General features: G+C 72.9%; 16 protein-coding genes and 2 tRNA genes. 14 read left to right on the top strand and 4 right to left on the bottom strand.

Features of this window, described 5'->3' with window-relative positions; genetic code table 11:
- Position 1: 1 nt before the first annotated feature.
- Positions 2-655, bottom strand: coding sequence for a maleylpyruvate isomerase N-terminal domain-containing protein (locus ACA514_RS33725; protein WP_375045305.1), 654 nt, complete (start codon positions 653-655; stop codon positions 2-4).
- Positions 656-807: 152 nt separating this feature from the next.
- On the opposite strand from ACA514_RS33725, the gene ACA514_RS33720 reads away from it, so the two are divergent.
- A complete protein-coding gene (locus tag ACA514_RS33720) occupies positions 808-1,530 on the top strand; it encodes a hypothetical protein (protein ID WP_375045304.1) in 723 nt (240 codons plus the stop codon).
- Here the strand turns inward: ACA514_RS33720 and ACA514_RS33715 are convergent.
- Positions 1,527-2,567: a hypothetical protein gene (locus ACA514_RS33715; protein ID WP_375045303.1), complete on the bottom strand. Its 1,041-nt coding sequence runs from the start codon at positions 2,565-2,567 to the stop codon at positions 1,527-1,529. The genes ACA514_RS33720 and ACA514_RS33715 overlap by 4 nt on opposite strands.
- Before the next feature lie 68 nt (positions 2,568-2,635).
- On the opposite strand from ACA514_RS33715, the gene ACA514_RS33710 reads away from it, so the two are divergent.
- The 10 genes from ACA514_RS33710 to ACA514_RS33665 all read left to right on the top strand — a co-directional run bounded on the left by ACA514_RS33710 (position 2,636) and on the right by ACA514_RS33665 (position 10,078).
- Positions 2,636-3,763, top strand: coding sequence for an acyl-CoA dehydrogenase family protein (locus ACA514_RS33710; protein ID WP_375045302.1), 1,128 nt, complete (start codon positions 2,636-2,638; stop codon positions 3,761-3,763).
- Positions 3,764-3,855: 92 nt separating this feature from the next.
- Positions 3,856-3,931, top strand: a tRNA-Thr gene (locus ACA514_RS33705).
- A gap of 321 nt (positions 3,932-4,252) precedes the next feature.
- A tRNA-Met gene (locus ACA514_RS33700) sits at positions 4,253-4,326 on the top strand.
- Between the two features lie 118 nt (positions 4,327-4,444).
- Positions 4,445-4,609 (top strand): 50S ribosomal protein L33, encoded by a 165-nt coding sequence (gene rpmG / locus ACA514_RS33695; protein ID WP_026404241.1) that lies wholly within the window; start codon positions 4,445-4,447, stop codon positions 4,607-4,609.
- A 398-nt stretch (positions 4,610-5,007) separates the two neighbouring features.
- Entirely contained in the window at positions 5,008-5,445 is a 438-nt protein-coding gene (locus ACA514_RS33690; RefSeq protein WP_375045301.1) for a MaoC family dehydratase N-terminal domain-containing protein, read from the top strand.
- Positions 5,445-5,870 carry a MaoC/PaaZ C-terminal domain-containing protein gene (locus tag ACA514_RS33685; RefSeq protein WP_375045300.1) on the top strand — a complete coding sequence of 142 codons (426 nt, stop codon included), beginning with the start codon at positions 5,445-5,447 and terminating at the stop codon, positions 5,868-5,870. Before ACA514_RS33690 ends, ACA514_RS33685 begins: the two co-directional genes overlap by 1 nt.
- Positions 5,871-5,943: 73 nt before the next feature.
- Complete coding sequence (locus ACA514_RS33680) at positions 5,944-7,011, top strand: UDP-N-acetylmuramate dehydrogenase (RefSeq protein ID WP_375045299.1); 1,068 nt, start codon at positions 5,944-5,946, stop codon at positions 7,009-7,011.
- A 353-nt stretch (positions 7,012-7,364) separates the two neighbouring features.
- Positions 7,365-7,949: a TMEM165/GDT1 family protein gene (locus tag ACA514_RS33675; RefSeq protein WP_375045298.1), complete on the top strand. Its 585-nt coding sequence runs from the start codon at positions 7,365-7,367 to the stop codon at positions 7,947-7,949.
- 53 nt (positions 7,950-8,002) lie between these two features.
- Complete coding sequence (locus tag ACA514_RS33670) at positions 8,003-8,593, top strand: TetR/AcrR family transcriptional regulator (protein ID WP_375045297.1); 591 nt, start codon at positions 8,003-8,005, stop codon at positions 8,591-8,593.
- Between the two features lie 69 nt (positions 8,594-8,662).
- Positions 8,663-10,078, top strand: coding sequence for an MFS transporter (locus ACA514_RS33665; RefSeq protein ID WP_375045296.1), 1,416 nt, complete (start codon positions 8,663-8,665; stop codon positions 10,076-10,078).
- A 13-nt stretch (positions 10,079-10,091) separates the two neighbouring features.
- On the opposite strand, the gene ACA514_RS33660 is transcribed toward ACA514_RS33665, so the two are convergent.
- Positions 10,092-11,042, bottom strand: coding sequence for an adenosine deaminase (locus ACA514_RS33660; RefSeq protein WP_375045332.1), 951 nt, complete (start codon positions 11,040-11,042; stop codon positions 10,092-10,094).
- A 375-nt stretch (positions 11,043-11,417) separates the two neighbouring features.
- On the opposite strand from ACA514_RS33660, the gene ACA514_RS33655 reads away from it, so the two are divergent.
- From ACA514_RS33655 to ACA514_RS33645, 3 genes are all read left to right on the top strand, one after another.
- Positions 11,418-12,422, top strand: a complete 1,005-nt coding sequence (locus ACA514_RS33655; protein ID WP_375045295.1) for a hypothetical protein — start codon at positions 11,418-11,420, stop codon at positions 12,420-12,422.
- A gap of 75 nt (positions 12,423-12,497) precedes the next feature.
- On the top strand, positions 12,498-13,007 hold the full coding sequence (locus ACA514_RS33650; RefSeq protein WP_375045294.1) for a SigE family RNA polymerase sigma factor: 510 nt from the start codon (positions 12,498-12,500) through the stop codon (positions 13,005-13,007).
- Between the two features lie 3 nt (positions 13,008-13,010).
- Positions 13,011-13,766 (top strand): hypothetical protein, encoded by a 756-nt coding sequence (locus ACA514_RS33645; RefSeq protein WP_375045293.1) that lies wholly within the window; start codon positions 13,011-13,013, stop codon positions 13,764-13,766.
- 329 nt (positions 13,767-14,095) lie between these two features.
- On the opposite strand, the gene ACA514_RS33640 is transcribed toward ACA514_RS33645, so the two are convergent.
- Positions 14,096-15,307, bottom strand: a complete 1,212-nt coding sequence (locus ACA514_RS33640; protein WP_375045292.1) for a pyridoxal phosphate-dependent aminotransferase — start codon at positions 15,305-15,307, stop codon at positions 14,096-14,098.
- Positions 15,308-15,410 lie beyond the last annotated feature (103 nt).

Genomic DNA, 15,410 nt, shown 5'->3' with positions numbered 1-15,410 from the left:
GTCACCCGATGATCAGGGGCAGCTTCGCGGCGAGGTCGCCCAGCACGGCCTTCTCCGCGTCCGAAGGTGCGCGGCGGCCGGTGCCGACCAGCAGGGCGTCCTTGTCGGAGAACGAGGGCGGGAACGGTGCCCCGGCGATCCTCTCCAGCAGGGCGCGGGCCGCCGCGAGGGGTTCGGCGGGCGGTTCAGCGGCCGACGGCAGGTGCGCGATCAGGTCGAGGTGGTGCAGCGTCCATTCGAGCACGTACGCGGACAGGTAGTCCCCGGCGATCAGCACCTTGTCCTGGGTGGCGACGCGGGCAGCGGGGTCGGCGAGCCGGGCGGCGCGGCCGGCGGCGGAGCCGACGTCGTCAAGGTGGAACTTCAGCAGCCGCGGCTCCCCGTATGCGGCGGCCAGCCGGGGGATCAGGGCGTCGAGCGGGTCGTCGCCGGTGGGCGGGTCGACGAGGTCCCAGTAGGTGGCGGCGTCCGCGGTCGGTTCGGTGTCGGCGGGCGTGACCAGGGTGATCAGGACGTCCTGGGCGTCGATGACCAGGTGGCACGCGAGGTCCCGGACGAGCCAGCCGGCGCAGCCGGACGGCCGTGCGAAGTCCTCGTCCGGAAGTTCGGCGACCGCCGCGAGCAGGGCCGTCCACGAGCGTGAGAAATGATCCACCGGGGCACGGTAGGCCGGGACCGGGGCGTCGGACAACCGGATTGAGCGCGCCGGGCCCGGCAAGGTTCACGGGACGGAAGGTGAGGATTTGGTGGACGTTTCGGACACCGGCCGTCCGACCGGGTAGACCAGCATTCGTGCAGGTGAGTTATGTGAGCGAGGCGACGCCGGGGCGGCCCAACGAGGACTTCGTCGCGGCGGGCCCGGGATGGGTCGTGCTGCTGGACGGGGCGACCGCGCCGGCGGGGGTGGACAGCGGCTGCGCGCACGACCCGGCGTGGCTCGTGCGGCGGCTCGGCGGGCAGATCGCGGCGCGGATGGCGCTGGAGGACGGCAAGCCGCTGCCCGACCTGGTCGCCGAGGCGATCAAGGTGACGGGGGAGGCGCACACCGGGACGTGCGACCTGGAGAACCCCGACAGCCCGTCCGCGACGGTGTCGCTGCTGCGGCGGCGCGGCGGCGCGGTCGAGTGGTTCGTGCTGGCGGACTCGCCGATCGTGCTGGACGTGGGGGAGATCCGGGTGATCCGGGACGACCGGGTCGACCGGCTGCCGAGCTACACCCTCGACGCCGTCCGCAAGTCGCGCAACAGCCCCGGCGGGTTCTGGGTGGCGAGCACGAAACCGGAGGCGGCGTACGAGGGGCTGACCGGCGAGGTGCCGGTCGCGGGGCTGCGGCGCGCCGCGGTGCTGAGCGACGGGGCGTCCCGCCTGGTCGAACGGTTCGACCGGCTCGACTGGGACGGCCTGCTGCGGCTGCTGGACGAGGAGGGGCCGCGCGAGCTGGTCCGGCGGACCAGGGCCGCGGAGGAGTCGGAGACGTTCGCGCGGGGCAAGCGGTACGACGACGCCACCGCGGTCCTGGTGCGGTTCTAGAGCGGGTTGTTCGGCTCGGCGATGTGCCCCCACCAGCCGGTGAGGTCCTCCGGCAGGTGCATGCCGTCGACGCGCAGGGTCGCGGGCATCAGCGGGAACCGCCGCCCGGCCGGGAAGGTGCGCTGGTAGGACGGCGGGTCGAGGACGATGACGCGGGTCCCGTTGACGGCGGGGACGTCGGCGGGCACCCCCTCGTTGTAGATCCACTCGCCGCGGGCGTCCACGAGGTTCCACGGGCTGGACACGATCGGCCGGCCGGGCGGGACGTCGGCGTCGAGGAAGCAGGCGACGATCTCCGGGGCGGGCGGGGTGCCGGGCATGCCGCCGGGACGTCCGACGAGGGCGCCGGCGAGCAGCATGTGCAGCTGGAAGTTGTCGCCGACGCCGCCGATGGTGATCGTCCAGCCATGCCGGGTGGCACGGTCCAGCACGAGGATCTGCTCGCCGTCCAGGACCTGTAGCAGCGCGTGGACGTGCCCCATGTGCGGGAGGTACTGGGCGGCCTTCTCGGCGGCGAACACGCGGAAGTCGCGCTCGTCCAGGCCGGCGCGGGTGGACGGCGACATCTGCAGGACGGTGCTGCCCGCCATCGCGAACCGCGGCAGCGCGAACCACGCCATCATCGCGGTCACGGTGCCCTCGCCGAGCACCGGGCTGACGGTGTCGAAGACCTGCTGGGAGGGCTGCTCCTCCTGCATGTCGGGCGGTTTGCCGCCGGTGGCCTCCTCCCAGGCGTTGCCGAACGCCAGGGCCGCCGCGGTCGTGTCGGTGAGCCGGTTCACCACGGCCGGCCCGACGGCGGCGGGGTCGGCGCCGGACTCGATCCACGCGCCCGACATCACGGCGAGCCATCCGCCGAGGTTGACCGGCGACTCGGCGATGCCCTCGGCCAGGCGGGGCAGCGCCGCGGTCTTCGCGGCGGTGGGCGCCGACTGCGACTCCTGCATGAGCCGGGGTAGGAGATCGCTGAAGGACTGGTCCTCGACGAGCGCCGCGCGGACGATCTCGTCGACGAGTTGCTGGAAGGCCGTACTCATGAACGATCACCCTGGCACAGCCGGGGCGCCGCGCGGACTTCTTGGAATCTGATTCTAGAATGGTGCCCATGGAGTCACAGGATTTCGCCGACGTGCTCAAGGCCGTCCGCAGCTTCGTCCGCGACGAGGTCGTCCCCCGCGAGGAGGAGATCGAGGAGACCGACGCGATCCCGGAGCCGCTGCGGCGGACGTCCCGGGACATGGGCCTGTTCGGGTACGCCCTGCCCGAGGAGTACGGCGGGCTCGGCCTGTCGCTCAGCGAGGAGGTCCGGCTCGTCTTCGAGCTCGGCTACACCAGCCCCGCCTTCCGCTCCATGTTCGGCACCAGCAACGGCATCGCCGGGCAGGTCCTGGTGAACTCCGGGACCGACGGGCAGAAGGCCGCCTGGCTGCCGCGCCTCGCGTCCGGCGAGATCGTCGGCGCGTTCGCGCTGACCGAGGCCGAGGCCGGCTCCGACCCCAGCACGCTGTCCACGTCCGCGGTCCGCGACGGGGACGACTACGTCATCAACGGCGCCAAGCGGTTCATCACCAACGCCCCCGAGGCCGACGTCTTCATGGTCTTCGCCCGGACCGGCGGCGCCGGCTCCCGCGGCATCTCCACCTTCCTCGTGGAGAGCGGCACCGACGGCCTCAGCGTCGGCCCCGCCGACCACAAGATGGGCCAGCGCGGCGCCCACACCGCCGAGGTGTTCTTCAACGACGTCCGCGTCCCCGCGAGCGCGATGGTCGGGCCGGAGGGCACCGGGTTCCGCACCGCCATGGCGTCCCTCGCCCACGGACGCGTCAGCATCGCCGCCCTCTGCGTCGGCCTCGCCCAGCGGATCCTGGACGACACCGTCGAGTACGCCAAGAACCGCAGCCAGGGCGGCAGCACCATCGGCGAGTACCAGCTCATCCAGGGCCTCATCGCCGACTCGCAGGCCGAGCTGTACGCCGGGCGGGCCATGGTGCTGGAGGCCGCCCGCGCCTACGACGCCGGCGAGGACACCAAGCTCGGCCCGTCCTGCGCCAAGTACTTCTGCTCCGAGATGGTCGGACGCGTCGCCGACCGCGGCGTCCAGGTCTTCGGCGGCATGGGCTACATGCGCGGCGTCTCCGTCGAACGGTTCTTCCGGGACGTGCGGCTGTTCCGCATCTACGAGGGCACCAGCCAGATCCAGCAGCTCGTCATCGCCCGCAGCCTGCTGCGCTGACCAGCGGAGACGCCTGCCGGCGGCGTCCGGGGCAATCCAGTTCGCGCGCGGTCCCGAGTCCGTGTATCGTTTTCCCTGCGCGAACGACGCAAGCCCCTTTAGCTCAGTCGGCAGAGCGTCTCCATGGTAAGGAGAAGGTCTACGGTTCGATTCCGTAAAGGGGCTCCACGGCATAATGGCCGCCATCCGGATCACCGGACGGCGGCCTTCGTCGTCCCCGGGCCTGGCGCCCCCGGACGCCGCCGGGCGGGACCTCCCACCGCGCCGGGACAGGCCGCCGCGGACCGATTCGCTCGAAACCGGGCCCTGTGATACCGTCCCACCGGTTCCAGCAGGGCGTTCGTCAGGCCACCCTCCTCCACCGGGTAACCTGGGGAACGGCCCGCGGGCCACGGAACTCCGATTCCCCGACCACGGTCCGGGAATTCGCGTTTCCAGGGTCAGGTGAGCATCCGGTATCCTTGCAATCCGGTCCACACCGACCAGCACGGCGGGGTAGCTCAGTCAGGCAGAGCAAGCGGCTCATAATCGCTGTGTCGCCGGTTCAAGTCCGGCCCTCGCTACTACCCATCTCCCTCACCCCCACCGGGGGTGAGGCGGGCTGGGTCGAATCGCCGGCCGCCCTTCCACGGGCGGCCGGGATGCGTAGTCCATGTTCCTAGCTCAGAAAGGCACTCCATCGTGGCTGCCACCGACGTACGGCCGAAGATCACGCTGGCCTGCCAGGAGTGCAAGCACCGCAACTACATCACGCGGAAGAACCGGCGCAACGACCCGGACCGCCTCGAGATCAAGAAGTACTGCCCCAACTGCCGCACCCACCGCCCGCACCGCGAGACCCGCTAACAGGGTCCGCTGGCCGGTGGTCCCGGACGGCGCGCGGCCCGGCCCGCGCCGTCCGCAGGACGGTTGCAGAATCCTCGGTCAGGGCGAATCGGCCAGTGCAGGTCGCACGCCTGAACCGTCACGCGAGCGCGTTATCTGACCGGCGAGGCGACGCCGAAGGCGAGCCTCGCCGGGAAGCTCGCGAAGCGAGGTCGCGCTCGCCCGAGCACGGTCAGGATGCGAGCCGCCAGGCGAGCATCCTGGGCCGGGATCGTGAGAACACAGCCCGTTTCCCGCAGTGAGACCCGCGGGGGACGGGCTGAACGTCGTTCTGTTACGGTCCGTCGAGACGTTGCAAGTGTGCTCGGACGCGGGCGGCGCCGCCGCGAGCCCCGCCGGGACCTGGAGGGACGGACTGCATGGCACTCAACCGTGACTTCATCGGGCGGAGCTTCCCGCCCAGTGAGCCGTACGAGGTCAGCCGCGTGAAGATCCGCGAGTTCGCGGACGCCATCGGCGACCCCAACCCGATCTACCGCGACCGCGAGGCGGCGAAGGCGGCGGGCCACCCCGACGTCATCGCCCCGCCGACGTTCCCCATCGTGGTGTCGCTCGGCAACCCGGGCCTGGCCGACAAGGACCTCGGGCTGAACTACGCGATGGTCGTGCACGGCGAGCAGCGGTTCGAGTACACCCGGCCGGTGCGCGCCGGGGACGTGGTGACCTGCACCTCGACGATCACCGAGATCAAGTCGATCGGCAACAACGAGAAGATGGTCGTCGAGACCGACGTGACGACCGTCGAGGGCGAGCTGATCTGCAAGACCTACAACACGATCGTGGAGCGGGGGGCCTGATGACCGCCAAGGTGAACTACGCCGACGTCGAGGTCGGCACCGAGATCCCGGCGCGCTCGTTCCCGGTCGACCGCGCGAACCTGGTGATGTACGCCGGCGCGTCCGGCGACTTCAACCCGATCCACTGGCGGGAGAGCTTCGCCAAGGCCGTCGGCCTGCCGGACGTGATCGCGCACGGCATGTTCACGATGGCGCAGGGCGGCCGGTTCGTCACCGACTGGGCCGGGGATCCGGGAGCCGTGGTGGACTACGGGGTACGGTTCTCCTCGCCGGTCGTGGTGCCCGACGAGGGCGGCGCGACCCTGGAGATCAGCGGCAAGGTGGAGGAGAAGCTCGACGACGGCAAGGTCGTCGTGGCGCTCACCGCCCGGTCGAACGACCAGAAGGTCCTCACGCGCGCCAAGGCCGTCGTCCGGCTCGCCTGAGGGCGCGCCGGGACACGCACCGGCCGGGCGTCCGGCCGGTGCGGACGTGCACGTTCGGGGAGGGGACAGGGCTGTGGCGGTGTTCGCGGAAGAGGTGAACCTGGCCGGCTACACCACGTTGCGGCTGGGCGGCCCGGCGCGGCGCTTCGTCGAGGCGACGTCGGAGGACGAGCTGGTCGCGGCGGTCCGCAAGGCCGACGACGCGGGCGAGCCGCTGCTGGTGCTCGGCGGCGGCAGCAACCTGGTGGTGTCGGACGACGGTTTCCCCGGGACCGTGGTGCACGTCGGGGCGCGCGGCGTCGAGCGCACGGCGGGGGAGGGCGACACCGTCCTCGTCCGGGTGCGGGCCGGCGAGGACTGGGACCCGTTCGTCGCGCGCTGCGTCTCGGACGGCCTGGCCGGCGTGGAGTGCCTGTCCGGGATCCCGGGACGGGTCGGCGCGACCCCGATCCAGAACGTCGGCGCGTACGGGCAGGACGTCAGCGAGACGATCGTGGAGGTCCGCGCGTACGACCGGCAGGCCCGCGGGTGCGTCACCCTCGACCGCGACGCGTGCCGCTTCACCTACCGGCACAGCGTGTTCAAGGGCAGCGACCGGTACGTCGTGCTGCACGTGACGTACGCGCTCCGCGAGACCGAGGAGTCGCAGCCGATCGCGTACGCGGAGCTGGCGAAGCGCCTCGGCGTCCGGCCGGGCGAGCGGGTGTCGCTGAAGGAGGCGCGCGACGCCGTCCTGGAGCTGCGCCGCGGCAAGGGCATGGTCCTGGACGCCGGGGACCCCGACTCGCGCAGCGCCGGCTCGTTCTTCACCAACCCGATCCTGACCCCGGAGCAGCTCGCCGGCCTGGAGCGCCGCGTCGCCGAGCGGCTCGGCCCGGACGCCTCCTTCCCCCGCTACCCGGAGCCGGACGGGCGGACCAAGACCTCCGCGGCCTGGCTGATCGACAAGGCGGGGTTCGCGAAGGGGCACGCGCTCGGCCCGGCGCGGATCTCCACCAAGCACACCCTCGCGCTGACGAACCCGGGCGGCGCGTCCACCGCCGACCTGCTGGCGCTGGCCCGCGAGGTCCGCGCCGGCGTCCGCGCCGCGTTCGGCGTCGAGCTGGTGAACGAACCCGTCATGGTCGGCGTCGCCCTCTGACCCCGGGCGCCCTCTGACCCCGGGCGCCCTCTGACCCCGGGCGCCCTCTGACCCCGGGCGCCCTCTGACCCCGGGCGCCCTCTGACCCCGGGCGCCCTCTGACCCCGGGCGCCCTCTGACCGCGGGCGCGCTTTGACGTCGCAGGTGCGGGGGTTGATAGCCTGCACGTGTCGAGGGGGAGTAGTCCCGAATCGCGTGATCGACATGCTGGCGCCGTTCGCGGTGCCCGGTCGCGCGGGCCTTCACAGGAGGCGGACGAGACCTTCGGCCCGGCACAACACGCCGGGTCGAGGTCGTGCGCGCCCGAAACGGCTCCCCCCGCCCTCGCCCGGCATCCGAGCGAGAGGGACCCGGTGGTCACCGCATTCATCCTCAGCCTGGCCGTGATCTTCGTCGCGGAACTGGGCGACAAGAGCCAGCTCATGGCCATGACCTTCGCCACGCGCTTTCGCGCCATGCCCGTGCTGATCGGGATCACGGCCGCGACGGCGCTGGTGCACCTGGCGAGCGTGGTGGTCGGCGCGGTGCTCGGCGCCGCGCTGCCGACCCGGCCGATCTCGGTGCTGGCCGGGCTGGCGTTCCTCGGCTTCGCGCTGTGGACGCTGCGCGGCGACGAGCTGGACGACGAGGAGCGCGACAAGGCCAAGAAGGCGCGCGGCTCGGCGATCCTGGCCGTCGGCACCGCGTTCTTCCTCGCCGAGCTGGGCGACAAGACGATGCTGGCGACGATCACCCTCGCCGCCGACCACGGCGGCTTCCTCGGGCTGACCGGCATCTGGCTCGGCTCCACGATCGGCATGGTCGCGGCGGACGCGCTGGCCATCCTGGTCGGGCAGCTGCTCGGCAAGCGGCTTCCGGAGCGGGTCATCAAGTACGGCGCGGCGGCCGGGTTCGCCGTCTTCGGCGTCCTGCTGCTGGTGGAGGGCATCGCCGGCTGAGCCGCCGCGGCCGCCCTTGACGAAGTTAGTGATTGGACACTAACTTTCTCCCCATGGGCCCGAGGATGAGCGCCGCGGAGCGCCGCGAGATGGCGGTCGAGGCCGCGGTGGCCGAGTTCGCGCGCGGCGGCTACGACGGCACGTCCACCGCGGCCATCGCCGAGCGCGTCGGCGTCTCTCAGCCGTACATGTTCCGGCTGTTCCCGACCAAGCGCGCGCTCTTCCTCGCCGCGATCGACCGCTGCTTCGTCGACATCGAGGACCTGCTGCGCGAGGCGGCCGGCGGCCACCGCGGGAAGGCCGCGACCGCCGAGATGGCCGAGGCCTACCGGCGCATCCTCAAGGAGGACCCGCACCTCCTGCGCTTCCAGCTGCAGATCTACGCCGCCGCCGTGGGGGACGAGGAGATCGGCCGGATCGGCCACGCCCGGTGGGCGCGGCTGTGGCGGCTCGTCGCCGACGTGTCCGGCGCGGAGCCGGCCGAGGTCACGCGGTTCATGTCGGTCGGCATGCTGGTCAACGTGCTGACCGCGTTCCAGGTCCCCTACGTGCCGGGCACGGCGCTGCCCGAATCCCTGCGCGACTGGGCGGAGGGCCTGCGCGGCGCCGACCCGGACGCCGTCGACACGGGAGGGGACCGTTAGGCGGGCGGCCACGACGGCCGACCGGGCACTCGATTTTTTTTATCCCGGTAAGTTAGTGAGTGATAACTAATGATTAAGCCGCATCCCATCCGGACCTTCGTCATCACCGGCGTCGCGCTGTTCATGGTGGCGCTCGACAACCTCATCGTCACCAACGCCCTCCCCGACATCCGCACCGACCTCGGCACCGGCCTCGAAGGCCTCGAATGGACGGTCAACGCCTACACCCTCACCTTCGCCGTCCTGCTGCTGCCCGCCGCCGCCGTCGCCGACCGGTGGGGACGCCGCCGGCTGTTCATCGGCGGCCTCGCCGTCTTCACCGCCGCGTCCGCCGCCGCCGCGCTCGCCCCGGACATCGGCACGCTCATCGCCGCCCGCGCCGTCCAGGGCGCCGGCGGAGCGATCGTCATGCCGCTCACCCTCACCCTGCTCGCCGCCGCCGTGCCCCCGGCCCGGCGCGGCGTCGCGCTCGCCGCGTGGAGCATGATGAGCGGCCTCGGCGTCGCGCTCGGCCCCGTCCTCGGCGGCGCCGTCACCGAGGCCGCCACCTGGCAGTGGATCTTCTGGATCAACGTCCCCGTCGGCGCCGTGCTGCTCGCCCTCGCCCCCGGGTTCCTCACCGAGAGCCGCGGCGCCGCCAAGCGCCTCGACCTCGTCGGCACCGTCCTCGTCGCGGGCGGCGTGCTCGGCCTCGTCCTCGGCCTCGTCCGCGCCAACGAGCACGGCTGGACCAGCGGGCAGGTCCTCGGCTCCCTCATCGGCGGCGCCGTGCTCCTGCTCGCCTTCGCCGGCTACGAGGCGCGCACCGCCGAGCCGGTACTGCCCATGCGGATGTTCCGCAGCCGCGGGTTCAGCGTCGTCAACGGCCTCTCCCTGGTCATGTCGTTCGCCATGTTCGGCGCCACGTTCCTGCTCATCCAGTTCATGCAGGGCGTCCAGCACATGAGCCCGCTCGGCGCCGGCGTCCGCTCGCTGCCCTGGACCGGCATGCCGCTGCTCGTCGCCCCGCTGACCGCGCCGCTCATCGCGCGCATCGGCGTCCGGAACGTGCTGGCCCTGGCCATGGCGTTCCAGACCGCCGGCATCGCCTGGCTCGCCGCCGTCCTGTCGCCCACCGCCACCTACGGCGAGATGGTCCCCGCGTTCGTCCTCGCCGGCATCGGCATGGGACTGTTCTTCCCGCCCATCGCCCGCGCCGTCCTCGGCTTCGCCCCGCCCGAACTGTCCGGCGTCGCGTCCGGCGTCAGCAACTCGCTGCGCCAGCTCGGCACCGTCCTCGGCATCGCGGTCCTCGGCGCCGTCTTCGCCGCCCAGGGCGACTTCACCACCCCGCAGGCCTTCACCGACGGCCTCCAGCCCGCCCTGTGGCTCGCCGCCGCCGTCCTCGGCGCCGCGGCCGCCGCCGCCCTGCTCGTCCCCGCCCTCCCCGCCCACGGCGAGCAGGTCCCCGTCGAGGCCCCCGAGCCCGCCGAGACGCCCGCCTGAACGACGCGGCCGTTCAGTTGAGCCAGGCGTCGATGCCGTCCAGGAGCCTGCGGCGGACGTCGCCGGGCGCGGCGGACGCCCGCACCGACTGGCGCGCCAGCTCCGCCAGATCCGCATCGGAGAACCCGTGCACCGTGCGGACGAGGTCGTACTGGCGCGCCAGCCGCGACCCGAACAGCAGCGGGTCGTCGGCGCCCAGCGCGATCGACGCGCCCGCCTCGAACAGCCGCCGGACCGGGACGTCCTCCGCCGTCGCCGCGACCCCGAGGCTCACGTTCGACGCCGGGCACACCTCCAGCGTCACGCCCCGGTCCACGATCCGCTCCAGCAGCCGCGGATCCTCCACCGCCCGCACGCCATGGCCGATCCGGTCGGCGTCCAGCGTCTCCAGGCACTCCCGGACGCTCGCCGGGCCCAGCAACTCGCCGCCATGCGGATCCGACAGCAGACCGCCCCGCTTGGCGATCCGGAACGCACCCTCGAAATCGTAGGCGCGGCCCCGCCGCTCGTCGTTGGACAGCCCGAACCCCACCACCCCCTGATCGGTGTAGCGGACGGCCAGCCGCGCGAGGGTCTTCGCGTCCAGCGGGTGCCGGGTCCGGTTCGCCGCGATCACCACGCCGATCCCGACCCCGGTCGCCTCCGACGCCTCCCGCGCCGCGTCCAGCACCAGCTCGACGGTCGGCGTCAGCCCGCCGAACCTCGCCGCGTACCCGCTCGGATCCACCTGGATCTCCAGCCAGCCCGAGCCCTCCGCCGACTCGTCCTCCGCCGTCTCCCGCAGCAGCCGGCGCAGGTCGTCCGGCGTCCGCAGGACCGACCGGGCGATGTCGTACAGCCGCTGGAACCGGAACCAGCCGCGCTCGTCGGTCGCGTGCAGCTTCGGCGGCCAGTCCTCCACCAGCGCGTCCGGCAGATGGACGCCGTGCCGGGCGGCCAGCTCCACCAGCGTCGAATGCCGCATCGAGCCGGTGAAGTGCAGATGCAGGTGCGCCTTCGGGAGCAGGGCCACGTCCGGGCGGGCGGAGCCGGGCCGCTCCGCGGCGGGCTCATGGCGGTCCGGCTCGCCGTCCCGTCGCTGCGGACGGTCCTGGGCCGGGCGGGGTGACACGGTACGGGCCTCCATGGACCAATGTTGCCGGATCGCGCCGCCGCTCGAACCCCCCGCCCCACCAGGATCATCACACCGGACTACCCCGCATGGCCCCCGGCGGCCATCCCGGCCCGTGGACATCATCGAAAAAAACTTCGGAACCGCGTGCAACCCCGCTCCGTGGTCGCGCGTATACGAGGGGCGCAAGAGGCGAAAAGCAGAGCGACGGGCAGAGAGGGACACACGATGATCACGCTGAAGGCCGCACTGATCGCTGCGGGCGCCATCGGCACGGTGGCCGTGGGCGGCGGCGCCACGTGGGCCATGACCGGCTCCCACCAGGACGCGGGGCTGCGGTCCGACGCCGCGAAGCTGCCCGGCGCGCACCGCGTCGTGGACGCCGCGCCGAAGTCCGCGCCGACCTGCCTCCCCGCGTCCGCGCTGCGCAAGACCGGCAAGCTCCCCGAGAACGCCGAGCTGCCGAAGACCGACAAGCTGCCGAAGACCGGCGACCTGCCCACGGCCGGCCTGCCGACGACCGGGAAGCTGCCCGAGGGCAAGGTGCCCTCGAGCAAGCTGCCCGCCGCGGAGAAGCTCCGCCAGGAGGCCGAGGCCGCCAAGAAGAAGGCCGACGCCGCCAAGCCCGGCGTCCAGGTGCCGAACCCCGGCGTCCCCGGCGTCGTCGCCCCGGGCGCCGCGCCGTCCGCGGCCCCGTCCGTCCCGGCGAACCTGCCCGCCTGCGCGCCGTCCGCCAAGCCCCTGCCCGCCGGCGGCGCCCCGGCCGCCAAGCCGTCCGCGCGCGTCCCCGGCAAGCCGGCGCAGCCCGCCGCGCCCGCCCTCGACTGCCGCACGCTCGCCCCCGCCGTGAAGATCGGCGGACCGGTCGAGAAGACCGTCATGCTGGCCAAGGGCCTGAAGTACACCACCGCCACCCCCGGCGGCGCCGACCTGCAGAAGCTCCGCGTCTGCGCCATCACCCAGAAGTGGACCGGCAAGGCCGGGCAGTGGCTCACCGTCGAACGGCTGAAGACCCCCGCCGGGATGACGCAGAATCAGCTCCGGCAGGCCCTGAAGCTGCCCGAGGGCGGCACCCCCCTCACCGTCGGCGGCTTCGCGGCCTACCAGGGACCGCACGGCGGCGGCGTCCTGGTGTTCGACCCGAACGGCTACTCGCTGTTCGTCAACGGCAGCCCCGTCCTCACCGGCGGGCCGAAGGACGTCGCCACCGCCCTGCGGCAGGCGCACCAGTAGAAAGGCGGGGCGGACGGTCCTGGCGCGGGGCCGTCCGCCCGGCACGCGGGAACCCCTCCACCCGGACGGAGCACAGTGGGGCGTCGAGACGACGAGTCGTTCGTTGAGTTCGTGGCGGCACGCGGCGATGCCCTGCTGCGCACCGCCTCGCTGATGTGCGGTGCCCGGCAGGACGCCGAGGACATCCTGCAGACCGCGCTGGAAAAGGCGTACCGGCACTGGGGACGGCTGGACGCCGACACCGATCCCGAGCCCTACGTCCGCCGGATCCTGGTCAACCTGGTGATCAGCCGGTCCCGGCGGTGGAAGGTGCTGCGGGAGATCCACATGGCCAGGCCGCCCGAGACGCCGACGCTCTCGGGAACCCACGCCGTCGAGCTGAGGGGGACGCTCATGAACGAACTGCGCGGACTCGGCGCACGGCAGCGGGCGGTGCTCGTCCTGCGCTTCTGGGAGGACCTCTCGGAGGCGGAGACCGCGCAACTGCTCGGCTGCTCGGTCGGCACGGTCAAGAGCCAGACCTCCCGGGGGCTCGCCAGGCTCCGGGAGCGACTCGGCGCGAACCTGGCGCCACTGGGGAGCTGAACGATGGATCTGGAGAGCGAACTGCGGAAGGCCATGGCCGAGCGGGTGGCCGGGACGACCGCGCCGCCCTCGCTCGTGGCCGACGTCAGGCGCCGCCACCGGCGCCGGACGAACCGCGTCCGCGCCACCGTCGGCGTCGCCGCCGCGTCCGTCGCCGCGCTCGCCCTGGTACCCACCTACCAGTCGTTCCGGGCCACACCTGCCGGGGACTCCTCGACCTCCCGCCCCACGGGCGGGCCGTCGATCCTCGAGCAGCCGGGACGGCGGCCCGCCCCGGGCCTCCCCGCGTCCCCGTCGCCAGAGGGGAGGCCCGAGGCGGGAACCACGCCCAAGCCGTCCGCGCCCGAGCCGTCCGGCGGAACCGGCGGCGGGGGAGACCCGCGGCCCGGCGCCCCCGGCGCCGCCGTCCGGCTCCCGCACTGGATGACGTACCTGCCCGGCGGCCTCACCGCCACCGGCCCGTGCGCGGTCACCGGCGACGCCGAGCGCCGCACCACCACCTGCAAATGGCGCGGGACGGCCGGCTGGGTGCAGGTCGCCCTCGTCAAGGCGAGCGGCCTCGGCCTCACCGACCTGGCCCCCGTCGGCGGGGTCCCGGGCCGCACCACCGTCCACGGCACGCCCGCGCTCACCGCCGACCGCCCCGGCTCCGCACGCCAGATCTCCTGGATCGCCAAGCCCGGCACCGGCGTCACCGTCACCGCCGCCGGCACCGCCAAAGACCAGCTCATGCGCATAGCCGAAGGCGTCCACCCCTAGACCACGCTCCGGCGGGACAGTCCTCGAATGGCGGAGAGGGGCCGCCAGGACGGTCCCGCCGGAGCGACCCTGCTTATTGGCAGTGCCCTTGGCGGTCGGGCCCTGGGGGCCCTCCCTTCGGCGGGCACTGCGTGCGATCGCTGCATCGCTCCGACTCGGCCCTGGGGGCCTCGCTACGCGATCGGATTCTTGCTTCGCTCGAATCCGGCTTCGCTCGCGATCGCGACGGTTCGGGTCGGTGCGTGGCTGGGGTTGTGGGCTGGGGTCGTCGGAGGAAAGCAGCGGCCCCGGACGTTGGCGTCCGGGGCCGGTTTTGTGGCTGGGGTGGGTCAGGTCGCTTCGTTGAGGAGCTTCGCCACGCGGGAGACGCCTTCCACCAGGTCGTCGTCGCCCAGGGCGTAGGAGAGGCGGAAGTAGCCGGGGGTGCCGAACGCCTCGCCGGGCACCAGCGCGACCTCGGCCTCCTCCAGGATCAGCGACGCCAGCTCCACCGACGTCTCCGGGCGCCTGCCGCGGATCTCCTTGCCCAGCAGCGCCTTCACCGACGGGTAGGCGTAGAACGCGCCCTCCGGCTCGGGGCAGACGATGCCGGGGATCTCGTTCAGCATCCTCACGATCGTCTGGCGGCGCCGGTCGAACGCCTTGCGCATCTCCGCGACCGCCGACAGGTCGCCGGTCACCGCGGCGAGCGCGGCGGCCTGCGAGACGTTCGCCACGTTGGACGTCGCGTGCGACTGCATGTTCGCGGCGGCCTTCACCACGTCCGCCGGGCCGACCAGCCAGCCCACCCGCCAGCCGGTCATCGCGTAGGTCTTCGCCACGCCGTTCAGCACCAGGGTGCGGTCGGCCAGTTCCGGCACCACGACGGGCATCGAGTGGAACTCGGCGTCCCCGTACACCAGGTGCTCGTAGATCTCGTCGGTGATCACCCAGAGGCCGTGCCCGTCGGCCCAGCGGCCGATCGCCTCGATCTCGCCGCGGGAGTAGACGGCGCCCGTCGGGTTGGACGGGGAGACGAACAGCAGCACCTTCGTCCGGTCGGTGCGGGCCGCCTCCAGCTGCTCGACGCTCACCTTGTAGCCGGTGGTCTCGTCGGCGACCACGTCCACGGGCACGCCGCCCGCCAGCTTGATCGACTCGGGGTAGGTCGTCCAGTAGGGGGTCGGGACGAGCACCTCGTCGCCCGGGTCGAGCAGCGCCGCGAACGCCTCGTACACCGCCTGCTTGCCGCCGTTGGTCACCAGGACCTGCGACGCGTCCACCTGGTAGCCGGAGTCCCGCGCGGTCTTCTCGGCGATGGCGGCGCGCAGCTCGGGGAGGCCGCCCGCCGGCGTGTACTTGTGGAAGCGGGGCACCCGGCAGGCGGTCACCGCCGCCTCGACGATGTAGTCCGGCGTGGGGAAGTCGGGCTCGCCGGCGCCGAAGCCGATGACCGGGCGGCCCGCCGCCTTCAGGGCCTTGGCCTTGGCGTCGACGGCCAGGGTGGCGGACTCGGATATCGCGGCGATGCGCTTGGAGATGCGAGGACGGTCGATGCTCATGTCCCTATCGTTACAGAAGCGAGGCCATGACCCGAGCGATATGTCAGGGCCGGTGGGACGGCCCGGCGCGGCGCGCATGCCCGGGTTCGGGGGATCCGGTTCG

Source organism: Actinomadura sp. NTSP31 (assembly GCF_041951385.1).
Lineage (GTDB): Bacteria > Actinomycetota > Actinomycetes > Streptosporangiales > Streptosporangiaceae > Spirillospora > Spirillospora napierensis.
Note: the sequence above shows the minus strand (reverse complement) of the source record. Positions and strands in the feature narration are given on the sequence as shown.

Bases quoted from the DNA above. Each gene is read 5' to 3' on its own strand.
- ACA514_RS33665 (WP_375045296.1), top strand. From the start codon at position 8,663: ATGATTAAGCCGCATCCCATCCGGACCTTCGTCATCACCGGCGTCGCG.
- ACA514_RS33640 (WP_375045292.1), bottom strand. From the start codon at position 15,307: ATGAGCATCGACCGTCCTCGCATCTCCAAGCGCATCGCCGCGATATCC.
- ACA514_RS33690 (WP_375045301.1), top strand. From the start codon at position 5,008: ATGGCACTCAACCGTGACTTCATCGGGCGGAGCTTCCCGCCCAGTGAG.
- ACA514_RS33710 (WP_375045302.1), top strand. From the start codon at position 2,636: ATGGAGTCACAGGATTTCGCCGACGTGCTCAAGGCCGTCCGCAGCTTC.
- ACA514_RS33685 (WP_375045300.1), top strand. From the start codon at position 5,445: ATGACCGCCAAGGTGAACTACGCCGACGTCGAGGTCGGCACCGAGATC.
- ACA514_RS33655 (WP_375045295.1), top strand. From the start codon at position 11,418: ATGATCACGCTGAAGGCCGCACTGATCGCTGCGGGCGCCATCGGCACG.
- ACA514_RS33660 (WP_375045332.1), bottom strand. From the start codon at position 11,042: ATGCGGCATTCGACGCTGGTGGAGCTGGCCGCCCGGCACGGCGTCCAT.
- ACA514_RS33645 (WP_375045293.1), top strand. From the start codon at position 13,011: ATGGATCTGGAGAGCGAACTGCGGAAGGCCATGGCCGAGCGGGTGGCC.
- ACA514_RS33715 (WP_375045303.1), bottom strand. From the start codon at position 2,567: ATGAGTACGGCCTTCCAGCAACTCGTCGACGAGATCGTCCGCGCGGCG.
- ACA514_RS33670 (WP_375045297.1), top strand. From the start codon at position 8,003: ATGGGCCCGAGGATGAGCGCCGCGGAGCGCCGCGAGATGGCGGTCGAG.